We start from the raw sequence: 21,694 nt of genomic DNA on the forward strand, positions 1-21,694 counted from the left end.
GCAAACAAAAAAAGCATGGAATTTTTCCATGCTTTTTTTATGACGTTTGATTAGTTTTATTTGCGGATGATATTGCTCAGATTCACTTCGCGGATATCTTTTGTGCCAGTCAGTGCCATGCTGACATCCAGTTCTTTTTGTAAAATTTCCAGCATCGTGGTGACGCCTTTTTCGCCCATCGCCCCCAGGCCATACAGAAACGCGCGGCCTATCATACTGCCTTTAGCGCCGAGTGCAGTCGCTTTCAGAATATCCTGACCCGTACGGACTCCACCATCGAACCAGACTTCGGTCTGATGACCGACGGCGTCTACAATTGCCGGTAAAGCTTCAATCGACGACATTGCGCCATCGAGCTGGCGACCGCCATGGTTGCTGACGACAATCGCATCGGCACCGGCAGCGACGGCCAGTTTGGCATCTTCCACATCCAGTATGCCTTTCAGGATCAGTTTGCCGCCCCATTCTTTTTTAATCCAGGCCACATCGTCCCAGTTCAGCGTAGGATCGAACTGGCTGGCCGTCCATTGGCTTAGTGTCAGTATGCCATCGCCACCTTTGACGTGGCCGACCAGATTACCGAAGGTTTTACGCCCGGCCAGCGCGCGCAGTGCCCATGATGGTTTGGTTGCCAGATCGAGAATATTCGCGAGCGTCAGTTTCGGCGGTACCGACATGCCATTTTTTAAATCCTTGTGACGCTGCCCGAGAATTTGCAGATCCAGCGTCAATACCAGTGCTGAGCATTTGCAGGCTTTGGCGCGCTGTATCATTTCTTTGACGAAGCCACGGTCGCGCATCACATACAGCTGAAACCAGAATGGCTTGGTGGTCACGCTGGCAACATCTTCAATCGAGCAGATACTCATGGTGGACAGCGTAAATGGAATGCCGAATTTTTCTGCGGCAATCGCGCCCAGCATTTCGCCGTTCGCCCACTGCATACCGGTCAGGCCGGTCGGCGCAATGGCGACCGGCATCGTGACATCCTGACCTATCATCGTGGTGCGGGTATTGCGCTGATCCACATTAATAGCGACACGTTGGCGCAACTTGATTGCGGCCAGATCGCTGCTATTCGCTTTATACGTGCTTTCCGTGTACGAACCGCTGTCCGCGTAGTCATAGAATGCTTTCGGTACGCGCTTTTTGGCGAGTAAACGTAAATCTTCTACACAAGTAATGACAGGCATGCTGATTCTCCGGTGGACTAATGAATAGGTAAAAGTGTAGGGGATAACGGTGATTTGATGGGGGAAAACGTTTCAGTTTTGCGGTGAAGTATTTTCAACTGAGCGTTTCTGTTTCGACAAAACGTTCGCAAATAAACTGCCGCAGCCATTGATTGCCGGCATCCTGGTGATAGCGACGGTGCCAGAACAGATTCGTTTGCAGCGCTGGCAAACGTAGCGGCGGCTTGACATACGTCAAACCAAAAGGCGCTGCCGCCCGCTCCGCCAGCTTACGCGGGACGGTGACCAGTAAATCATTACTGCTGACGATATACGGAACAGCAACGAAATGCGGCACTTTAAAGTGGGCGTGGGGATGGATGCCCGCTTTTTCCAGACGTTGATTGATACTGATATACGGTTCCTCTTGCGAAGCGACGATCAGATGGCGTGCGGCGACGAATTCCTTCAGCTCCAGCGGCTTGCCCGCCAGCGGATGTGTCTGCCGCAACATGCAGACATAGTTTTGCCGGAATAAACGACGTTGATACCAGGCATCGGATAAATCATCAAACGCACCGATCGCCAGATCGACACGGCCAGATTCCATCTCGGTTTTCAGATCGATGCTGCCAGCGCGTACCGTCGATATTTGTATCTGCGGTGCTTGCCGCAGCAATTCCTCCACCAGCAAAGGCATGAAATAGACTTCCCCCACGTCCGTCATCGCCACGGTGAAGTGGCGTTTCGAGCTTGCCGCATCAAAGCTGTCTTCGCTGTTCAAGGCCTGCGTGATATGGCTGAGTGCGAGTGCAACGGAATCCGCCAGTTGTGCGGCGCGTGGCGTCGGCTGCATGCCGTTGGCGGTGCGCACAAACAGTTCATCATCAAAACTGCGTCGCAGCCTTGCCAGCGCATTACTGACCGCCGGTTGCGACAGGCCAAGCTGACGCGCCACCAGCGAAATTTGTCTGCTTTCAAAAATATGCTGAAACACCACCAGCAGATTCAGGTCGATATCTTTGGCTTCTATCATGCGCGTCTCTTATTATTGATTTGATGAATGGTCTGTATTTCTATATTTATATCGTAAAAAACACCTGCCTGCAGTAGAGTTCCAGAAATTCTCCTATTTCCTGACAGGATGGCGCTATGAGCATGCAAGATATCCTTCGTTATCAGACCGGTTTTGCAAACGAATTTGCCAGTGAAACATTGGCTGGTGCGTTGCCGCAACACCAGAATTCTCCGCAACAATGCGCGTACGGTTTGTATGCCGAGCAGGTGTCCGGTACGGCGTTTACCGCACCACGCCATGCGAACCGGCGTTCATGGTTGTACCGCATCCGTCCGGCGGCAATGCATCAGCCGTTTCAGCAAGTCAGCAATGGCAACATGACGAATGATTTTAGTCAGATGCCATCGACACCGAATCAACTGCGCTGGGACCCGCAACCCATGCCGCTGACGCCCACCGATTTTATTGATGGCTGGCTGACGATGGCAGGCAATGGCTCTGCCGATGCGCAGAGCGGTTGCGCGATCCATCTGTATGCGGCAAACCGCGATATGAGCACGCGTTTCTATTACAACGCCGATGCCGAATTACTGATCATTCCGCAGCAAGGGCGCTTGCATATACTCACCGAGCTGGGCCGCATGAATATTGAGCCGCAAGAGATAGCGGTGATTCCGCGCGGCATCCGTTTTCAGGTGCAGTTGCCGGATGGCGAGGCGCGTGGCTATGTTTGTGAAAACTTTGGCAGCATGTTCCGCTTGCCTGATCTTGGCGTGATCGGCTCGAATGGTCTCGCCAATCCGCGCGATTTTCAGACGCCGGTCGCGTGGTATGAAGATAAAGAAGGTGATTTTGAATTGCTGGCTAAATTCAGCGGCAATCTGTGGTCGGCAAAAATCGGCCATTCACCGCTTGATGTGGTCGCCTGGCATGGCAATTTTGCGCCATACAAATATGATTTGCGTCATTTCAACACCATAGGTTCTATCAGTTACGATCATCCGGACCCGTCGATTTTTTTGGTATTGCAATCGCCCAGCGATACGCCGGGTGTCGATACCATCGATTTCGTGATATTCCCGCCGCGCTGGCTGGCCGCAGAAAATACCTTCCGCCCGCCCTGGTTCCATCGCAATATCGCGAGTGAATTCATGGGGCTGATTCATGGTCAGTACGATGCGAAATCGACCGGTTTCCGTCCGGGTGGTGCGAGTCTGCATAACTGCATGAGCGGCCACGGCCCGGATGCATCTACGTTTGAAAAAGCCAGCAATATTGACACCAGCACACCGCACAAAGTCGTAGATACGATGGCGTTCATGATAGAGACGCGTAACATAATCAAACCGACCCGCGCCGCCATGACATCGCCGCAATTGCAGGCGGATTATTATCAATGCTGGCAGGGCATCAGAAAAAATTTCAATCCGCAATAAGCGTGAAAACAAGCGTGAAAACAAGTGTGAAAGACAGCATCACCATGACGATACAATTGAACGAAACCCACAATCCCGAGCTGCGCAGTTGGGTTGCGTCGGCGAATCAGCCTGACAGCGATTTTCCTATCCAGAATCTGCCTTTCGGCGTATTTCGCCGCCACGGCAGCCATCAGGCTTTCCGCATCGGTGTGGCGATCGGTGACCAGATTCTTGATCTGGCCGCAGCCCATGCGATACACGCGTTTGCCGGTTATACCGAATTGCAGGGCGGGCACTTTACGACAGCAATTAATGCACCGTACCTGAATGCGCTGATGGCACTCGGCACGCCGGTCTGGTCGGCATTGCGTCTGGCTTTATCGCGCGTATTGCGGGCCGATGCCAAACATCTGGCCGCATTGCAAAACTGCCTGCTGCCGCAGAGCGCGGCGGAATACGCTTTACCTGCGCAGATCGGCGATTACACCGATTTTTACACCTCGCTGCATCACGCAACGGCGGTCGGTAAATTATTTCGTCCCGATAATCCGCTGCTGCCGAATTACAAATGGGTGCCTATCGGTTATCACGGACGCGCATCATCAATAGGCGTGTCCGGCCAGCAATTCCGTCGCCCGGTCGCGCAAACCAAACCGCCGACAGCGGAGACACCGGTATTCGGCCCGGCCAAGCGCATGGATTATGAGCTAGAAATCGGCATTTTCATCGGTCAGGGCAATGCGCCGGGCGATGTGATTAGCATGGATCAGGCTGAAGCACATGTGTTTGGCCTGTGCCTGTTGAACGACTGGTCGGCGCGCGATGTGCAGGCCTGGGAATACCAGCCGCTCGGCCCTTTCCTTGCAAAGAATTTTGCCACCACGATTTCACCCTGGGTCGTCACGCTGGAAGCGCTGGCGCCATATCGTCAGGCGTGGCAGCGCAATGCGGCTGACCCGCAACCTTTGCCGTATCTGGACGCGCCCGATCTGCGCGACAGTGGAGCGTTTGATATTCAGCTCGAAGTCTTGCTGCAAACTGAAAAAATGCGGGCTGACGGCGCCGCACCGCAACGCTTGTCGACATCGAATTTCCGCGATTCCTACTGGACGGTAGCGCAACTCGTCACGCATCACACGGTCAATGGTTGCAACCTCAATCCCGGCGATCTGCTCGGTTCCGGCACCCAATCCGGCCCGGCACCGGAAGAAGCCGGTTCTTTACTGGAACTGACCGAAGGCGGCAAAAAGTCGATTGCACTGAGCAATGGTGAACAAAGGCTGTTTCTGGAGGATGGCGACACCGTCATCCTGCGCGGCTGGACGCAAAAACAAGGCCTGCCGCGCATAGGTTTCGGCGAAGTCACCGGTACTTTGTTGCCTGCCAGAAGCTGAGGTCTTGGCGCAGACTGTATTCATCGCTGAAACCAATTACTGCGCATTTAACTGATCTATGCTTATACTAAGCAAGCCAATCTGGTCAGATCCTGAATGTATGGACATTCAGGCGTTCAGTAGCTTAGTTGAGGAGATGATGATGGGATTATTCGATTCAATCGCAGGACAGGTATTGGGCTCGTTGACGCAGTCCGGTCAGGCAGGCGCAACGCAGCATGCGGGGTTGTTGGAAGCGATAGGCGGTTTGATGAATAATCCGCAGATCGGCGGCCTGAGCGGTTTGATCACCATATTTCAGGAAAAAGGGCTGGGTGGCGTAGTTTCCTCGTGGGTTGCAACCGGCGAGAATCTGCCGATATCTGCTGAGCAGTTACAGTCGGTACTCGGCAGTGAACAGGTGCAGGCGATCGCTGAAAAATTTGGATTTTCCGCTGAGGAAGTGTCTGGTCATCTGGCAGAACTGTTGCCTCAGGTCGTTGACAAGTTAACGCCGGACGGCACTGTGCCTGAAGGCAATGCGATGGGCGATACTCTGGGCAGTGTGTTGGGGATGTTAAAGGGCATGAGCCGCTGATCGCAGCGTTTTGTTGATAACGGAATGTTGCACAATATGAGCCTGTGAATCGTTGATCGTTTCACGGGCTCAGTTTTTTGTGCTTGTATGGATAGCGTGCAGCAGTGAAGACGATATATTGAGTGAACTGAAATCATGCCCAAAAAATCTTATCCCTTGGCCAAAGTCTATGGCTTGCTGGAACCGGGCCCGGTGGTGTTGCTGACGACGGCGGCTGCGGGGCGGGCGAATGTGATGACGATGTCGTGGCATGCGATGCTGGAATTCGAGCCGCCGCTGCTGAGCTGCGTCGTCAGCAACCGTAATTATTCTTTCGATTTGCTGATGGCAACGCGGGAATGTGTGATCAATATTCCGACCGCAGAGATTGCGGAACAAGTCGTGCAATGCGGCAATGTCAGCGGTGCGACGGTCGATAAATTTCTGCAATGCGGGCTGACGCCGGTCGCCGCAAAAATGGTGGGTGCGCCGCTGATCGCTGAATGTTATGCGAGTCTGGAATGCCGGGTGGTGGACATCAGCAGGGTCAAAAAATACGGTCAGTTTGTGCTGGAAGTCGTCAAGGCGTGGCGTGATCCGGCGGTGACGGCGCCGCGCACCTTGCATCATCTGGGTTACGGCAAATTCATGGTCGCTGGCGACATCATTCAGTTGAAATCGACCATGCGTTAATGGCTGCGGCTGTCATTTTTCAGCTATTTCCGGCACCAGAGACTAAAAATATACTGGGGGGAGTATATTTTAAAGCCCTTTATTCATAAGGACATGAGTGCGAAATTGCCATATACTCCCCTGAAAACCTCAATTTTTGAGGTTTTCGCAGGCTTTTCAGGCTGATTGTTTCGACGCGCAGGTCGATTCAAATTGCTGCTGCAAGGCATCAAGAAACACTCTGGTGCGCGCTGGCATCAGACGACGGCCGGGAAAGACTGCCCACAGTTTGATATCCGGCGATTGCCAGTCGCCGAGGATGCGTATCAGTTCGCCCGATTTCACATAGCATTCCGCAAAATTATCCGGCAGCATGATGATGCCATTACCATTGCGCGCGAGGCGGGTCAGCAGTTCCGGCGAATTGGCGCTGGCGCGTCCGGGCGGAATGCCTTCCCATTTTTCTTCATTGCGACTGAGTTTCCACGGCGTCGGCTCGCCATTGCGCGCCAACAGCAGCAAAGCATCATGCTCCATCAGCGCTTCCGGTTCGCTGGGTAAGCCGTGCCGCGCGATATACGCGGGCGACGCATACAGGCCGACTGTGAACACGGCCAGCCGGCGCGCCGCGAGCGAGGCATCGTCCGGCAGATCACCGGCGCGGATGGCGACATCATAGTTTTCGCCGATCAGGTCAACACGGCGCGGCGACAAATCAATTTCAAACGCAATCGCCGGATGCGCAGCGATCAGCGCAGATAAAAACTGGCTCATTTCCTGATTCGCAAAATCGGCGGGCATCGAGACCCGCAGACGTCCCGAAGGTTCGGCCTGGCGATGCTGGGTCAGCGCCAGAGTTGCATCGACTTCTTCCTGCACATGCTGCGCGTGCTGCAAGACATGCTGACCAAATTCAGTGACGCTGAGTTTGCGGGTCGTGCGCAGCAGCAGCCGTTCACCGAGTTGCGATTCGAGCGCCGTGATGCGGCGTGACAGGGTTGATTTCGGCACCGCTAAACGGGCGGCCGCTTTGCTGAAGCTGCCTTCGGCCACAATGCGGGCAAACAGTAAAAGATCATTCGCTTCCAGTTGCATCGTCGTTCTCTTTTCGCTTGATTTTTTGTGGAGCTGGGTGGCTTGATTGATGAAATAAGCTATTGTTTCATATTTGGGATAATGATATCCAATTTATGGTCTTCTGGAATATGATTGGAACATATAAAGTACGTTCATGGTCATCTGATCCTTAACCACTTTATCGAAGGCAAGAAAATGAAACTCTTACAAATCAATTCCAGCGTCCGTTCCGAAGGTTCCCATTCCAACCGTTTGTCTAAAGTGCTGGTCGAGCGTTTGCTGGCAGCAAATCCGGGCGCAGCGCTGACGGTGCGTGATCTGGGACATACGCCACATCCGGCACTCGACGAAGCGGCCTTGCAAGCCTTGTTCACACCGGCCGATCAGCGCAATGCAGCGCAGCAGGCGCGTGTGGCACAAGATGATGCGCTGATCGCAGAAATTCAGGCAGCAGACGTGGTCGTGCTCGGCGCACCGATGTATAACTTCGGTATTTCGTCCCAGCTGAAAAACTGGATCGATGCGATTTCACGTGCTCAGGTCACTTTCCGTTATACCGCGAATGGCCCTGAAGGTTTGCTGACCGGTAAAAAAGTGTATGTGGTGCTGACCCGTGGTGGCTTGTATCGCAACACAGGGAATGACACACAAATGCCTTACCTGAAGACTTTCTTCGGCTTCCTCGGCATGACCGATGTGGAATTCATTTATGCCGAAGGTCTGGCAATGGGGCCGGACGCCGAAGCGGCAGCGATTGCTTCAGCGACACAACAAATTGAAGATGCACTGAAAGCCTGATTGCCATCTGGCGCAATCAGTTACAAGGAGAATCAGGATGAGCACCGTACATACAGATCTGCAGACCGAAAACGTCAACCAGTCGCGGGTGGTGGAACAACTGGTTGCCGGTCAGGCGACCTCCGATGGCGCCGGCGTCAAACTGACGCGGGTGTTGACGCAACCGTTCCAGTATCGTCTTGATCCTTACCTGATGCTGGATGCGTTTGGCAGTGACGAAGCGGATGATTACATCGGTGGTTTCCCCGACCATCCGCATCGCGGCTTTGAAACTATCACTTACATGCTGACCGGGCGCATGCGTCATCGCGACAGCGCCGGGCACGAAGGTTTGCTGCAAAACGGCGGCGTGCAATGGATGACCGCAGGGCGCGGCGTGATTCACTCAGAATTGCCGGAGCAGGAAGAAGGCCGCATGGCGGGCTTCCAGTTGTGGCTGAATTTGCCTGCCAAGGATAAGATGACAGAGCCGTGGTATCGCGATATTCAGAGTGAAGCGATTCCTGAATTGCTGACCGCAGAAGGCGTGAAAGCGCGCGTGATTGCTGGGCATAGTCATGGCGTTGCCGGTGCGATGCAGCGTGAAGTAACGCAGCCTTTGTATCTCGATATACATTTGCCTGCCGGAACGCAATTCCGTCAGCATCTGAGTGCGACGGCCAATGCGTTTTTATATGTGTATGAAGGCGAGCTGGAAGTCGCGGGCAAAGCAGTGCCGCAGCAAAGAATGGCGATTTTGAAAAAAACAGCGGATGTCGATGGCGTCATCATCAGCGCTGCCACGGCTACCCGCGCTTTGTTGATTGCCGGTGAACCGCTGGGTGAAACGATAGTGCAGTACGGGCCGTTTGTGATGAATAGCCAGCAAGAAATCTTCAAAGCGATCAGCGATTTCCGTGAAGGGAAATTTGCCTGAAACGGACGCAGTATAGAAAATAAAAAAGCGGGCATGAATTTATTTCATGCCCGCTTTTTTTGTCAGGGAAAAAGACTTAATCGTCCTGATCCAGATGCAACTGAATCACGCCGCTGGCTGGCGTCGCGCATGGCTCTTCGTCAAATGCAATATCGCCATCCGGATTTGCTTCGCCACTGATTTGCAGATCGGTGAAGTTGAACAGGTTTTTATCCATCAGATGAGAAGGCACCACGGTCGATAAAGACGAGAAAATATTTTCTACGCGACCCGGATATTTTTTATCCCATTCACGCATCAGATTTTTGATTTGCTTGCGTTGCAGGTTTTCTTGCGAGCCGCACAGATCGCAAGGAATGATAGGGAAGTTTTTGACCTGCGCATAACGCTCGGTATCGGCTTCTTTGACATATGCCATCGGGCGGATGACGATGTGTTTGCCGTCATCGGATTGCAATTTGGCTGGCATACCTTTGATTTTTCCGCCGAAAAACATATTCAGGAAAAAGGTTTCGAGTATGTCGTCACGGTGATGGCCGAGTGCAATTTTATTCGCGCCGAGTTCATCGGCAACCCGGTACAGAATGCCGCGGCGCAGGCGCGAACACAGCGAGCAGGTGGTTTTGCCTTCCGGGATCAGGCGCTTGACGATGCTGTAAGTATCCTGATTTTCGATGTGATACGGAATGCCGATTTTTTCCAGATACGCCGGCAAGACATCGGCCGGAAAGTTCGGTTGCTTCTGATCGAGATTCACCGCGACGATATCGAAATGTATCGGTGCGCGTTCGCGCAGCGTCATCAGAATATCGAGCAAGGCATAACTGTCTTTGCCGCCCGACAGACAGACCATGACTTTGTCACCGTCTTCTATCATATTGAAATCGCCAATCGCCTGACCGACCTGACGGCACAGACGTTTGTGCAGCTTATTATTTTCGTAGGTGATTTTTTCCTGCGATTTTGCAACGGCAGCAGGCGCATCAGCCTGTGCTGTTAAAGATTCATTGATTGCTTGCATGGTCTGACTTAAATTTCTGTTTTGATCTGAAATACTTCAACGCCGACGCCTTCACAATCGGGATACACATCCGGCTTCATGGTCGATACACGCACGGCGCGCACACGCGGATGTGCCAGCATGATGCGGGCGACGTCGTCGCACAGCGTTTCCTGCAAATGTACATGACCCTGCGCAACGCGGGCGGCGATCGTGCCGCGCATGAAATCGTAATCGACGACTTCATCAAGCTGATCGTCTTTCGGTGTCGAGAGTGCCAGCGGAATATACAGATCGACATTGATCATGACGCGCTGTTCGCCTTTTTTCTCAAACTCGTGAACGCCGATATTGATCGACACTTCGTAATTCCGCAAAAACAAGCGGCGGCAGTCGGCGAGTTGTGGGTGGTGCAAAATGGATAGCATAAAGAGCCTGATAAAGTAAAAACGTGTTCTGATTCGGGTAGCCTGCGGCAAGTGCGTCGTCAGGCCTGCGTATCATTTTCTGTGATTCATGAGCATTGATTTGCAGTGGCAACAAACATCACATCGCGCCGCAAAGGAATTAAATGCTGCCCGCCATCGACCAATAAGGTCGTGCCTGTCATCGCCGGGCTGTCGGCAACAAAGCAGACTGTGCGCGCAATATCTTCCGGCGTGCTGGAACGACCCAACGGTGTGACCTGATGCGCTTGCTGAAAATCGGCCTCGCTCTGATGACCGGACACCATCGTGATGCCAGGCGCGATACCGACCACCCGCACTTGTGGCGCCAGCGCCTGTGCCAGCGTCGTGGTCGCGCATTGTAGTGCAGCTTTGGACAAGGTATACGATAAAAAATCGGGATTCAGATTAAATAATTTCTGATCGAGCAAATTAATCACGCAGGCTTGCTGACCTTCGCCAGTGGCCGCATGCAGCGCCTGCGCGAGGATCAGCGGTGCACCCAGATTGGCGTGCATGTGGCGGTCGAGCGCCGCATAGGTAAAACTGCTGGCGCTGTCTTCGGCAAACAGCGACGCATTATTCACCACGCAATGCACGGCACCCATCGCGGATATCGCTTGCGGTAACAAAGCGCGCGTCGCGGCTTCATCAGCGAGGTCGCATTGCAAAGCCACGGCGCGTCGCCCCAGCGCCTGAATTTCCTGCACTACGCTGGCGGCATCGCTGGCCGACGTGCCGAAATGCACGACGATATCCCAGCCTTGTTGCGCCATCGTCAGGGCGATATGCCGTCCTATGCGTTTCGCGCCGCCGGTAACGAGAGCAACACGCGCCTCGGTGTTGTTGAGCTTGGTCTGGGTCATGGAAATTCTTTAACGTGACTACGGGGTTTTTACTACAATGCCGGTATGCAAAAATTATCTCTTCCTATTCCTGCGCCGGAGGCGCTCGCAGCTTCACAGGCACTGCAACAGCTCATCATTGACGACATCAGGCAACATCAGGGCTGGATCCCTTTTTCGCGCTACATGGAACTGGCCTTGTATGCGCCGGATCTGGGTTATTACAGCGGCGGTGCCACAAAATTAGGCAAAGACGGCGATTTTACAACAGCCCCGGAAATGTCTGCTTTATTCGGTGCGACGCTGGCCACGCTGGCGGGCAAATTATTCGCCCAAACCACCGCGCAAGTCATGGAATTCGGCGCCGGTACAGGTAAGCTCGCCAAAGATTTTTTAACGGAGTGTCAATTATCCGGTATCGCGATAGAACGCTATTTTATCGTGGAATTGTCCGGCGAATTGCGCGCCCGTCAGGAAGATTTGCTGAAAGACTTTCCGCAGGTGGTCTGGTTGCAGGAAATGCCAGTCTCATTTTCCGGCATCGTGCTGGGCAATGAAGTGCTCGATGCGATGCCGGTCGATCTGGTGCGCAAGACCGCCGATGGCTGGTGCGAGATCGGCGTGGCGCTGGCGGACGACGGCGACGCGGCACCTCTGCAATACTGCGAACGTGCCTGCGATGCAGAAAAATGCGCGCAGATTCCTGATGCCGGTGAGCTGCCGGTTGCTTATCTGACTGAAGTGCATGCGGTGGCCAGCGGTTTTATGCACAGTCTGGCGCAGATGCTGAATGCTGGTTGCGCAGCGACTGGCAAAGGCGGCGCGGCGATCCTGATCGATTACGGTTTTCCGGCGCAAGAGTATTATCATCCGCAGCGCTCGCAGGGCAGCCTGATGTGTCACTATCGCCATCACGCACATCCTGATCCGTTTTATTTGCCAGGCTTGCAAGATATCACCGCCCATGTTGACTTTACTGCCATGGCGCGCGCGGCGCTGGAAGAAAATTTGTCTGTATTGAGCTACACCAGTCAGGCCGGTTTTTTACTCGAATCGGGCATTGCAGACCTGCTCAGCCGTACCTCGCCGGAAGAGGTGATGGCTTATCTGCCGCAGGCGAACGCGTTGCAAAAACTGATCTCTCCGGCGGAAATGGGCGAGTTATTCAAAGTCCTTGTGGTCGGCAGCGGCGTTGATCTTCCTGACAATTTACTGCGGCACGACCGTAGTCACCGTCTTTGATCGCGTGCTGACGTGAAAATAGGCGTCAAATATACTGGGGGGAGTATATTTTGAAGCCCAGTGTTTATAAGGACATAAAGGTGTTTTTAATGAAAACAGGGGGGAGTATCTGATGTTTCGGTGGGTATTGACGATATTTCTGGCCGTCGTGGTGTTTTCCAGCCTGCTGCCGTGGCTGGAGAAACTGGGCATAGGGCGCTTGCCCGGCGACCTTCGTTTTCGCTTATTTGGCCGTGATTTTTCTTTTCCGTTTGCCTCGACGATACTGATTTCGCTGGTCGTGTTGTTGCTGGCGCGCGTCTTCAAGTGAACGCAATAGCGCAGAAAAAATGCCGGTTTTGCACCGATTTTGCAGCGTTGGCCGATTAAAGTTTTTACGCTATTTCGCCGTCACTTTAATATAATGAATCGACAGGCGTGGCAGCAATCAGGAGGTTGCTGAACTTATATCAGCATTGCTATCTGATATGTCTTACTAGCGATTACAAACAAAAAATTACGCTAAAGGTAGAAATGAGCGAACTCAGCGAAATCAGGGCATTGCTCATTGAACCGCATCAGGGAATGCGGGTCAGTTTGCACAATATGCTCAATCTGTGTGGCATTACAAAAATCGAGCACTCGCTGACTGCCGGTACTGCAGTGCGGACCATACAGGCAAAAGTATTCGATCTGATTCTGTGCGAATACGATCTCGGCGTCGGTCAGGACGGTCAGCAATTGCTGGAAGACATGCGCCATCACAAGCTTGCGCCTTTATCGACCATCTTTATTATGGTGACCGCCGAGCGCTCTTACGCCAAAGTTGTCAGCGCCGCTGAACTTGCCCCGTCTGATTACCTGCTCAAGCCATTTACTGCCGACATGCTGCTGGAACGTGTGGTTCGTGCGCTGGAAAAACGCAAAGCCTTTGTCGATGTCTATAACCTGATGGAACAGGGCCAAGTGAGCGAGGCGATTACTGCCACCTACCACGGCGAACGTGAATTTCCGCGCTATGTGATTGATTTCATGCGCCTGCGCGCCGAACTGCATGTGGTGCTGGGCGAAGCCGCCGAAGCCGAAGCGCTGTACACCCAGCTGTTTGAAATGAAAGCCGTCGCCTGGGCTCGCCTGGGTCTGGCGAAAACGCTGTACATGCAGGGAAAATATCAGGAAGCGGAAAGCATCCTGAAAAATCTGGTCGCGGAAAACAGCAAGTACATGGATGCGTATGACTGGCTTGCCAAAACACATGAAATGGTTGGCCAGCTCCCCGAAGCGAAAGAAGTGCTCGATACGGCGGTCGCCGTTTCGCCGCACGGTGTACGCCGCTTACGTAATCTGGGGCGGATTGCGATGGAAACCGGTGACATCGAAACCGCAGAAAACGTGTTTAAAAAAGTCGTCAGCAAGGCAAAATTTTCTGAATTCCGTGACCCAGAAGATCACATGAATCTGGTCGATGCGCTGGTCAAAAAAGGCGATACCGATCAGGCTAAATCGGTGATCCGCGACATGGACAGAAGTATGGTCGGTCTGAAAAAGACCGCGGCCTGCCGCGCGATTTCAAATGCGATGGTGCATGCCAAAACCGGTGACGCGAGGTTGACCGAAGAACTCGGTGCCGCCGTCGAAGCCTCGCGCGAAGACATCGGTTTATCGACCGGTGCCAAGATCGGTCTGGCGAAGAGTTGCCTTGATAACGACAATGAAGATGCGGCTTCCGAAATTATTCTCGACGTGATGAAAAATGCGGCGAGTAACCAGCAGGTCATGAACAAGGCGATGGGCGTGTTTGAAAGCGCCGGCAAAGGGCATCTGGCGAAAGAGCTGGCACAGCGCAGCAAGAAGGAAGTTATGGATCTGGTGGCGCTGGGTGTGCAAAAAGCGAAGCAGGGCGATTTCCGCGGCTCGGTTGAGCTGATGACGGCCGCTGCCCGTAAATCGCCGGACAATTCACAAGTGGTGATGAATGCCGCGTTGGCGGCATTGAAATGTCTGGAAAATCTTGGCTGGGACAATACTATCGGCGAGCAGGCGAAGGCGCTGATCGAATCTGCGCGTCATCTTGATCCTATGAATCCGCGTCTGAAGGCGATTCGGGGTTTATATGATGAGCTGCAGAAAAAGTATGGTTTGAGTATCAGTCGTTTTACAAAAAATTAGATCGATTGCCATATCTGCCAGCCGTATCGGCGATTGATCGAACGGCAGGCAGGAGTCGCACAGTATCTTGTAGAATTCATTGGCTGCACACGCAGGAACTATGGCAACTTATCCAACAGCAGGTTTTTCTCAGATTCCCCTCGAGTCGCATCGCGAACGCTTATTAAAAAAAATCAGAGACGAAAACGATTTACCGACACTGGGTGTCGCGATCGCTAAAGTCGTTGAAATTACTTCGTCCGGCGAAGATTCGGTGTCCCGTCTCGCGCATTTTGTCTTGTCGGATGTCGGTCTGACGCAAAAAATCTTGCGGTTGGCAAATACGGTCCAATACCGGACTGCGGCTGGCGCTGCGGTGACGACCATTTCACGCTCGATATTTTTGCTCGGATTTAATACCGTTAAAACCAGCGCGCTGGCGATGCTGCTGGTCGATTTTTTCAAAGATCAGGCGCAGGCGATCAGTGTACGTAAAGAGCTGATTCATTCTTTGTGCGCCAGTATTATCGGCCGCGAAATTGCACAGCGTGGGCGCTTTCAGGATGGCGAAGAAGCGGCGGTTGCTTCCTTGTTCAAGAATGTCGGCAAGGTTCTGATTGCCTCGTTTGACCATGGATTATTTTCTCGTATCCAGAATGTTGCTGCCACCGGAGAAACCAGTGAGGATGCGGCATCGGTCTTGTTGCTCGGCTGTAGCTTCGAGCGTTTTGGCGAGCTGGCGTTGCAAGGCTGGAAAATCCCGGACGCAATTATTCAGGCGATGGCGCCATTGCCTTCCGGCGAGCTGCGTAAGAGCACGCAACGTAATGAATGGCTGAAACAAGTGGCAAGCTTCAGCGATGCGCTGGCCGGTATTCTGATTTCGGGTGTCGGCGATAAATCAGCCCGTTATGAAAAATTGCTGAAGCGCTTCGGTAAAGTGCTGGAGCTGGATCAGGCGATGCTGGACGATTTGTTGCTCAAAGTCGAAGCTGAGACCCGTCAGATGGCAAAGAGCATGGATATTGCCTTGCCAGAGGCGAATGCAGAAGCGCCGGAATTATTGAAAACGCTGGGCGTTCCCAGTGAATTTTTGCTGAAGACCGCCGAAGTCACTCCCGCACAGGAAGCGATTCGTTACCCCAGCGGAAAACCGCACAACGCGCGCGATCTGTTGCTGACCGGCGTGCAGGATGTGACGCAGATGCTGACCTCCGATGACTACAAGCTGAATGATCTGATCTTGCTGGTGCTCGAAACCTTGTACACCAGCATGGGATTTCGTTTTGCCACAGTCTGCCTGCGCGATATCAGCAGCGGGCGTTATGTCGCGCGCCTGGCGGTTGGTGAACATTATGCCGAACGGCAAAAGAGCTTTTTCTTCGGCGGCAAATCCGAGTCTGATTTATTTGCGCTGGCCTTAAGCAATAATGCTGACGTGATGATTTCGGATGCGATGGTGCCAAAAATCCGCAGTTTATTGCCAGCCTGGCATCAGGAATTATTACCGGACGCCCGTAGTTTCATTATTTTGCCGCTGGTCATACAAAAGAAGCCCCTGGGCTTGTTTTATGCGGATCGCGCGACCACCGCAGATGAAGGCGTGCCGCCGGATGAAACCGCTTTGATCAAGACCTTGAAAAGTCAGTTACTCGCGGCGATGATGCGAGGCTGATTTTTTATTCTACGATCTGCGATTGATTGCGGCAGCGGCTACAATAGTTTTTGTGTTTTTTTTGCAGTTTAATTTCAGCGCTTGTCGCTATTGATGATTATGACTTTTTCTACCTGGTTTGCCTTTCTGATTGCCGCTTGTGTAATCGCTATTTCCCCTGGTTCTGGTGCAGTGTTATCAATGTCGCATGGGCTGAATTACGGCGTCAAAAAAGCCAGTACAACGATACTGGGCTTGCAGGCTGGCTTGTTGTTGATTCTGGCGATTGCCGGGGCAGGGGTGGGTTCGATTCTGTTAGCGTCAGAATTCGCGTTTAATATCGTTAAAATCGTTGGTGCGCTGTATTTGATTTATCTTGGATTTAATCAATGGCGTGCGCGGGTAGAAGTGGTGAAGGAAGAAGAAAAAAACGTCACGCTGACACAGTTGCCCACTGCACGCAGACGTTTCCTGATCGGTTTTTTCACGAATACGACGAATCCTAAAGGCATCATTTTTATGGTGGCGGTGTTACCACAATTTATTTCGCATGATGCGCCGTTGTTGCCGCAGCTTTGCATACTCGGGGCGACTATGTGCGGCGTCGATCTGATCGTGATGCATAGCTATGCGTATGCCGCCTCGACCATGCAGAGATATTTCAGTGATCCAAGCTGGTTAAAAAGCCAGAATCGCTTCTTTGGCGGGATACTGATGGCGATTGGGGCTGCGCTGTTTTTCGTCAAACGCAGCCCGTCCAACTGAACATCCAACTGATTTGCTTTAGTTCAGCTCAATACCTTGTTTCTTGGCGAGAGAATCAATGTCTTGCCAGATGGTCATCTGATTTAACAAGCGGGTTGCCGGGTCCAGCATGGCATTCAGATTGAAGAAGCGCTCCAGCGATGTTTCATCAAATTGACTGCGCTGAGAAAAATTAATGCGACCGTATTGCTTGTTAAAGGCATTCAGTAAATCTGCCGGTGTGTCTTTGTGCCACGATTGCATCAGGCCACCGACCATCAACGCTGTATCGGTAGTTTGTTCCAGACTGCGTGGATTTCTGGCAACGCTGATATCGCGGTAATCGAGCAGGCGCGGGAAATAAAATTGTTTGATCCAATTCGCCGGAATTCCGCCTTCTCTTTGCAAAGAACCACTGCGCCAGAGTTTCCAGCTTTTCTCGGCTTCACCTTCACTGACGAAATGCGTGTCTGCCAGTATGACGCAATCTTCCCCGAGCACGATTTCCAGTACGACCGGTAAGCCGGTTTCACTGGCAATGCTTTCCAGCTCCGGCATTTGCGGTTTTTCGCCGCGATGATTCTGCAGTGCCTGCACGAAAGCTGCCATGATGTCCTGATGTGCGTGATGGACAGCGCCGGTGTCATTGCAGAAATCTGCACACGCAGCGAAGTAAGCCATCAACTCGCCTATCATGATTCCTGGTATTGATGCGCCAGCGGCATCTTGCAAACCCTGGCGCACACTACTCATCGCAATACCATTTCTTAAAATCGGATAAAGCTGGGTTGTCGTGCAGCCGAATTTGACGATACTGCCAGCGGCAAGTTTAAATTCACTCATGTGATGACACTTTCTTAAATAGATGCAGCACTTGCTCCGGCGGACGTCCTATGACTGCTCTTCCATTGAATGTAGCGATAGGACGTTGCAGTAATTTGGGACAATCAGCGATGGCCTGAAGCGCGCGGGAATCGTCGGCTTCCGCTAAATTTTTCTCGGCATATTCCGCTTCGTTATTGCGCAACATTTGTTGTACATCGCCGCCCAGTTGCTCCAGCAGCGTCGTTAATTGTCCGACCGACAGCGGTGTTTTCTGGTAGTCGATGACCTTTAACTCCTGCGCGTGTTCAGCGCAGGCAGATTCGAGTATCGCCAGTGCTTCACGGGATTTGGAGCAACGCGGATTATGATAAATCGTCAGCATTTCTTTCTCTTTATAAAAAACGATCGCCGATACCCAACAGCACCAAGACACCAAGAATAGCGAATACCCCAGCAGCAATCCAGCGGACTATTTTGAATGGAAAATTCGGCGCTGCGATTTTTCCTAAAAAGACTGCAGGAATATCAGCAATCAGCATACCCAGCGTTGTACCTGCGATAACCAGGTAGAGATTCGAGTATTTTGCTGCCAGTGCGACCGTTGCCAGCTGTGTTTTATCGCCGATTTCAGCAATAAAGAAAGTGATGCAGGTCAGCGCGAAGACGCCGTATTTTCCTTCACTCAGACCTTCATCTTCCATTTCATCAGGTTTCAGTGTCCAGGCTGCAATGGCCAGAAAAGATAATCCTAGCGCCCAGCGCAACAACGTGGAGGGAATATTAGTAGCAACCCATTGGCCCAGTAATCCGGCCAGAGCATGATTGGCTAAGGTAGCAATCAATATGCCGAGAATGATAGGGATTGGTTTTTTATAGCGCGCTGCCAGTAATAAGGCGAGCAATTGTGTTTTGTCACCAATTTCGCCAACGGTGACGGCCAGAGCAGAGACGAGGAAAGCTTCCATGATTTTTATTGAGATCGGGCGCTGATAACCAATGACAGCAACACTCCGCCCGATCTCCGGTAACAGAAGTGCAACTATCAAAGGTCTTGCCAAATCCCGCGCAGATCATCGCTGATCCATTGCTGATTACAGGATCAACCGCACCATGACTGTTGAGTCAAGTATGTTGATGCGATTTCTTCAGCAAGGCTGAAGCAGGCTACTCCCCAATGAATGTGAGCGCGGATTATACTGCATAGTCGCTTGCGGATGATAGGTTTAAAAAACGGAGCTGATTTTTACCCGGATATCTTACGCAGGTAGCGTAAATTGCTTTCCGCCACAGACTGATAGTTGATAAACTAAAAAACGATTTACATCATTTATGGGGCGTTATGGGAAGTTACCTGAGTCATTTCATGAGTTTCTGGTCGGCTGCCGAGCTGAACGCCAACATCATCATATTCTTGAATCTGGCTGGCGCAATGTTGCTGGGCTTTGTCGTCGGCTATGAACGATCTTATCACGGACGTGCCGCAGGCATGCGGACTTACGGGCTGGTATGCATGGCTTCTGCAGCGTTGGTCGTGATTGCCGGCTACCCTGACTTCTGGTACGGCGGTCGCGCGATAGCGCCGGTGGCGCTTGATCCGACCAGAATTATTCAGGGAATCGTTACCGGTATTGGCTTTCTCGGTGCCGGTGTGATCATGAAGGAGGGATTCACGATCAGCGGTTTGACGACGGCTGCTTCGGTGTGGGCGTCATCTGCGATCGGTGTTTTGGTCGGAGTGGGCTTTTATGCCGCGGCAATTCTGTTGGCACTTTTGTCGGCCGCCTGCATGGTATGGGTGCATCGCCTTGAGTCCTGGTTACCTTCACAGGCGGCAATTGTGATCACGATACGTTTTAAAAAGGGATTTTTGCCGGATGAGAAAACGATGGGCGAAATGGCTTTGAGACGCGGTTATGAAATGGCCAGTGGTACATTGGCGATTGCACAGAGTAATGGTGCTCTGGAGTGGCGTTTTGTTGCCGTCGCAATGGATAAAAAGCTTGCGCTGCCAATCAGTGTTTTATCTCAGGACTTCGAAAAATTTGACGGCGTTGATTCCTTCCAGCTGTCGCATGCACGAAATTGACTCTTTTCGACACTTTTTTTAAATAGCTCTTGACATCAGTGCTTCGGATCTCTATAGTTCTGAGTTCCCTATGGAGGGGTGGCCGAGTGGTTAAAGGCGACAGACTGTAAATCTGTTCTCTCTGAGTACGCTGGTTCGAATCCAGCCCCCTCCACCATAGGAAAGAATTTGTATTGCGGCTGAAGTGGTAGCCCCTGCGGGTGTAGCTCAATGGTAGAGCTGAAGCCTTCCAAGCTTATGACGAGGGTTCGATTCCCTTCACCCGCTCCAGTTATTTTGCATGGCTTTGTGCAGACTAAGCTGCCCTTGTAGCTCAGTGGTAGAGCACTCCCTTGGTAAGGGAGAGGCCACGTGTTCAATCCACGTCAAGGGCACCATGTAAGCTGGTGTTTCAAGTCTGAAGTCGTCGGGCGCGTGCCTGAGTATCTCATAAAATCGTTAGGAGTCCAAAATGGCAAAAGGTAAGTTCGAACGCACCAAGCCGCACGTCAACGTAGGTACAATTGGTCACGTTGATCACGGTAAAACAACATTGACAGCAGCGATTGCAACAGTATTGTCTGCAAAATTCGGTGGCGAAGCGAAGAAATACGACGAAATCGACGCAGCACCAGAAGAAAAAGCACGCGGTATTACAATTAATACTGCCCACGTTGAATACGAAACAGCAACACGCCACTACGCTCACGTTGACTGCCCAGGCCATGCTGACTATGTTAAAAACATGATCACTGGTGCGGCTCAGATGGACGGCGCGATTCTGGTTTGCTCCGCAGCAGACGGCCCAATGCCACAAACACGTGAGCACATCCTGTTGGCTCGCCAGGTTGGCGTTCCATACATCATCGTTTTCCTGAACAAATGCGACATGGTTGATGACGCTGAATTGCTGGAACTCGTTGAAATGGAAGTACGTGAATTACTGTCCAAATATGAATTCCCAGGCGACGATCTGCCTATCATCCAAGGTTCCGCAAAACTGGCGCTCGAAGGCGACAAAGGTCCATTGGGTGAAGAAGCAATCCTGAAACTGGCTGATGCACTCGACACCTACATCCCAACACCAGAACGTGCTGTTGACGGCGCTTTCCTGTTGCCAGTAGAAGACGTATTCTCCATCTCTGGTCGCGGTACAGTGGTGACTGGTCGTATCGAACGCGGTATCATCAAAGTTGGCGAAGAGATCGAAATCGTCGGTATTAAAGACACAGTTAAAACAACATGTACTGGCGTTGAAATGTTCCGCAAATTGCTGGATCAAGGTCAAGCCGGTGACAACGTCGGTGTTTTGTTGCGCGGTACAAAACGCGAAGACATCCAACGTGGTCAAGTGTTGGCAAAACCAGGTTCAATCAAGCCACACAGCCACTTCACAGGCGAGATCTACGTTTTGTCGAAAGATGAAGGTGGTCGTCATACACCATTCTTCAACAACTACCGTCCACAGTTCTACTTCCGTACAACGGACGTAACTGGTTCGATCGAGTTGCCAGCAGACAAAGAAATGGTCATGCCAGGTGATAACGTCTCTATCACAGTCAAACTGATCAACCCGATCGCGATGGAAGAAGGTCTCCGTTTCGCTATCCGTGAAGGTGGTCGTACTGTTGGTGCGGGTGTTGTTGCTAAAATTATCGAGTAATTTTTAAAGTTCATTCGAAATAAGTATTGCGGCTTGCCAAGGTCGCAGTACTTATCAAGTGG

Annotated in this window: 22 protein-coding genes, 3 tRNA genes and 1 riboswitch; of the genes, 16 read left to right on the forward strand and 9 right to left on the reverse strand. The window is 52.1% G+C overall.

The features are described from left to right. Positions 1 to 56 precede the first annotated feature (56 nt). Positions 57 to 1,193 (reverse strand): alpha-hydroxy acid oxidase, encoded by a 1,137-nt coding sequence (locus tag H8K26_RS02165; RefSeq protein ID WP_186883821.1) that lies wholly within the window; start codon positions 1,191 to 1,193, stop codon positions 57 to 59. Between the two features lie 94 nt (positions 1,194 to 1,287). Then, on the reverse strand, positions 1,288 to 2,208 hold the full coding sequence (locus tag H8K26_RS02170; RefSeq protein WP_190477049.1) for a LysR family transcriptional regulator: 921 nt from the start codon (positions 2,206 to 2,208) through the stop codon (positions 1,288 to 1,290). A gap of 116 nt (positions 2,209 to 2,324) precedes the next feature. Between H8K26_RS02170 and hmgA the strand changes: the two genes are divergently transcribed. The 4 genes from hmgA to H8K26_RS02190 all read left to right on the forward strand — a co-directional run bounded on the left by hmgA (position 2,325) and on the right by H8K26_RS02190 (position 6,251). After that, positions 2,325 to 3,626, forward strand: coding sequence for a homogentisate 1,2-dioxygenase (gene hmgA, locus H8K26_RS02175; RefSeq protein ID WP_190477051.1), 1,302 nt, complete (start codon positions 2,325 to 2,327; stop codon positions 3,624 to 3,626). Between the two features lie 44 nt (positions 3,627 to 3,670). Next, entirely contained in the window at positions 3,671 to 5,002 is a 1,332-nt protein-coding gene (gene fahA, locus H8K26_RS02180) for a fumarylacetoacetase (protein WP_190477622.1), read from the forward strand. Between the two features lie 142 nt (positions 5,003 to 5,144). Further along, on the forward strand, positions 5,145 to 5,579 hold the full coding sequence (locus H8K26_RS02185; RefSeq protein ID WP_186883818.1) for a YidB family protein: 435 nt from the start codon (positions 5,145 to 5,147) through the stop codon (positions 5,577 to 5,579). A 135-nt stretch (positions 5,580 to 5,714) separates the two neighbouring features. Continuing rightward, complete coding sequence (locus H8K26_RS02190) at positions 5,715 to 6,251, forward strand: flavin reductase family protein (RefSeq protein WP_190477053.1); 537 nt, start codon at positions 5,715 to 5,717, stop codon at positions 6,249 to 6,251. Positions 6,252 to 6,407: 156 nt separating this feature from the next. On the opposite strand, the gene H8K26_RS02195 is transcribed toward H8K26_RS02190, so the two are convergent. Next, the gene (locus tag H8K26_RS02195) at positions 6,408 to 7,325 is read right to left on the reverse strand and encodes a LysR family transcriptional regulator (protein ID WP_190477055.1); all 918 of its coding nucleotides are present in this window, start codon (positions 7,323 to 7,325) and stop codon (positions 6,408 to 6,410) included. A gap of 177 nt (positions 7,326 to 7,502) precedes the next feature. Between H8K26_RS02195 and H8K26_RS02200 the strand changes: the two genes are divergently transcribed. Further along, positions 7,503 to 8,105: an FMN-dependent NADH-azoreductase gene (locus H8K26_RS02200; RefSeq protein WP_190477056.1), complete on the forward strand. Its 603-nt coding sequence runs from the start codon at positions 7,503 to 7,505 to the stop codon at positions 8,103 to 8,105. 37 nt (positions 8,106 to 8,142) lie between these two features. Continuing rightward, positions 8,143 to 9,021, forward strand: a complete 879-nt coding sequence (locus H8K26_RS02205) for a pirin family protein (protein ID WP_190477058.1) — start codon at positions 8,143 to 8,145, stop codon at positions 9,019 to 9,021. Between the two features lie 76 nt (positions 9,022 to 9,097). On the opposite strand, the gene ttcA is transcribed toward H8K26_RS02205, so the two are convergent. The 3 genes from ttcA to H8K26_RS02220 form a co-directional block, all read right to left on the reverse strand. Further along, positions 9,098 to 10,042, reverse strand: coding sequence for a tRNA 2-thiocytidine(32) synthetase TtcA (ttcA, locus tag H8K26_RS02210; RefSeq protein WP_190477060.1), 945 nt, complete (start codon positions 10,040 to 10,042; stop codon positions 9,098 to 9,100). Positions 10,043 to 10,050: 8 nt separating this feature from the next. Continuing rightward, positions 10,051 to 10,449: a dihydroneopterin aldolase gene (locus H8K26_RS02215; RefSeq protein WP_186896232.1), complete on the reverse strand. Its 399-nt coding sequence runs from the start codon at positions 10,447 to 10,449 to the stop codon at positions 10,051 to 10,053. A gap of 86 nt (positions 10,450 to 10,535) precedes the next feature. Continuing rightward, positions 10,536 to 11,333: an SDR family oxidoreductase gene (locus H8K26_RS02220; protein ID WP_190477062.1), complete on the reverse strand. Its 798-nt coding sequence runs from the start codon at positions 11,331 to 11,333 to the stop codon at positions 10,536 to 10,538. 45 nt (positions 11,334 to 11,378) lie between these two features. Between H8K26_RS02220 and H8K26_RS02225 the strand changes: the two genes are divergently transcribed. The 5 genes from H8K26_RS02225 (at position 11,379) to H8K26_RS02245 (ending at position 17,100) form a co-directional block, all read left to right on the forward strand. After that, a complete protein-coding gene (locus H8K26_RS02225) occupies positions 11,379 to 12,554 on the forward strand; it encodes a class I SAM-dependent methyltransferase (protein WP_190477063.1) in 1,176 nt (391 codons plus the stop codon). Positions 12,555 to 12,666: 112 nt separating this feature from the next. Beyond that, entirely contained in the window at positions 12,667 to 12,864 is a 198-nt protein-coding gene (locus H8K26_RS02230; protein WP_186883809.1) for a DUF2905 domain-containing protein, read from the forward strand. A gap of 203 nt (positions 12,865 to 13,067) precedes the next feature. Next, positions 13,068 to 14,702, forward strand: coding sequence for a tetratricopeptide repeat-containing response regulator (locus tag H8K26_RS02235; RefSeq protein ID WP_186883808.1), 1,635 nt, complete (start codon positions 13,068 to 13,070; stop codon positions 14,700 to 14,702). 100 nt (positions 14,703 to 14,802) lie between these two features. After that, positions 14,803 to 16,356, forward strand: coding sequence for an HDOD domain-containing protein (locus tag H8K26_RS02240; protein ID WP_186883807.1), 1,554 nt, complete (start codon positions 14,803 to 14,805; stop codon positions 16,354 to 16,356). Positions 16,357 to 16,455: 99 nt separating this feature from the next. Continuing rightward, positions 16,456 to 17,100 carry a LysE family transporter gene (locus H8K26_RS02245; protein ID WP_190477065.1) on the forward strand — a complete coding sequence of 215 codons (645 nt, stop codon included), beginning with the start codon at positions 16,456 to 16,458 and terminating at the stop codon, positions 17,098 to 17,100. Positions 17,101 to 17,118: 18 nt separating this feature from the next. Here the strand turns inward: H8K26_RS02245 and H8K26_RS02250 are convergent, their stop codons facing one another. The 3 genes from H8K26_RS02250 to H8K26_RS02260 are packed head-to-tail and all read right to left on the reverse strand — an operon-like array spanning position 17,119 to position 18,869. Continuing rightward, a complete protein-coding gene (locus H8K26_RS02250; protein ID WP_190477067.1) occupies positions 17,119 to 17,922 on the reverse strand; it encodes a hypothetical protein in 804 nt (267 codons plus the stop codon). Then, the gene (locus tag H8K26_RS02255; RefSeq protein ID WP_190477069.1) at positions 17,915 to 18,286 is read right to left on the reverse strand and encodes an arsenate reductase family protein; all 372 of its coding nucleotides are present in this window, start codon (positions 18,284 to 18,286) and stop codon (positions 17,915 to 17,917) included. Before H8K26_RS02255 ends, H8K26_RS02250 begins: the two co-directional genes overlap by 8 nt. Positions 18,287 to 18,296: 10 nt before the next feature. Continuing rightward, complete coding sequence (locus H8K26_RS02260) at positions 18,297 to 18,869, reverse strand: TMEM165/GDT1 family protein (protein ID WP_190477071.1); 573 nt, start codon at positions 18,867 to 18,869, stop codon at positions 18,297 to 18,299. 91 nt (positions 18,870 to 18,960) lie between these two features. Continuing rightward, positions 18,961 to 19,089, reverse strand: a riboswitch (yybP-ykoY riboswitch). Positions 19,090 to 19,267: 178 nt separating this feature from the next. Here H8K26_RS02260 and H8K26_RS02265 point away from each other — a divergent pair. The 5 genes from H8K26_RS02265 to tuf all read left to right on the forward strand — a co-directional run bounded on the left by H8K26_RS02265 (position 19,268) and on the right by tuf (position 21,632). Continuing rightward, positions 19,268 to 19,990 (forward strand): MgtC/SapB family protein, encoded by a 723-nt coding sequence (locus H8K26_RS02265; RefSeq protein WP_223826793.1) that lies wholly within the window; start codon positions 19,268 to 19,270, stop codon positions 19,988 to 19,990. Between the two features lie 72 nt (positions 19,991 to 20,062). After that, a tRNA-Tyr gene (locus H8K26_RS02270) sits at positions 20,063 to 20,147 on the forward strand. A 39-nt stretch (positions 20,148 to 20,186) separates the two neighbouring features. Beyond that, positions 20,187 to 20,260, forward strand: a tRNA-Gly gene (locus tag H8K26_RS02275). A gap of 32 nt (positions 20,261 to 20,292) precedes the next feature. Then, positions 20,293 to 20,367: transfer RNA gene (locus H8K26_RS02280), tRNA-Thr, on the forward strand. A gap of 74 nt (positions 20,368 to 20,441) precedes the next feature. After that, a complete protein-coding gene (gene tuf / locus H8K26_RS02285; protein ID WP_186896239.1) occupies positions 20,442 to 21,632 on the forward strand; it encodes an elongation factor Tu in 1,191 nt (396 codons plus the stop codon). Positions 21,633 to 21,694 lie beyond the last annotated feature (62 nt).

It is taken from the genome of Cognatundibacterium aquatile (assembly GCF_014699135.1).
GTDB lineage: Bacteria > Pseudomonadota > Gammaproteobacteria > Burkholderiales > Burkholderiaceae_D > Undibacterium > Undibacterium aquatile.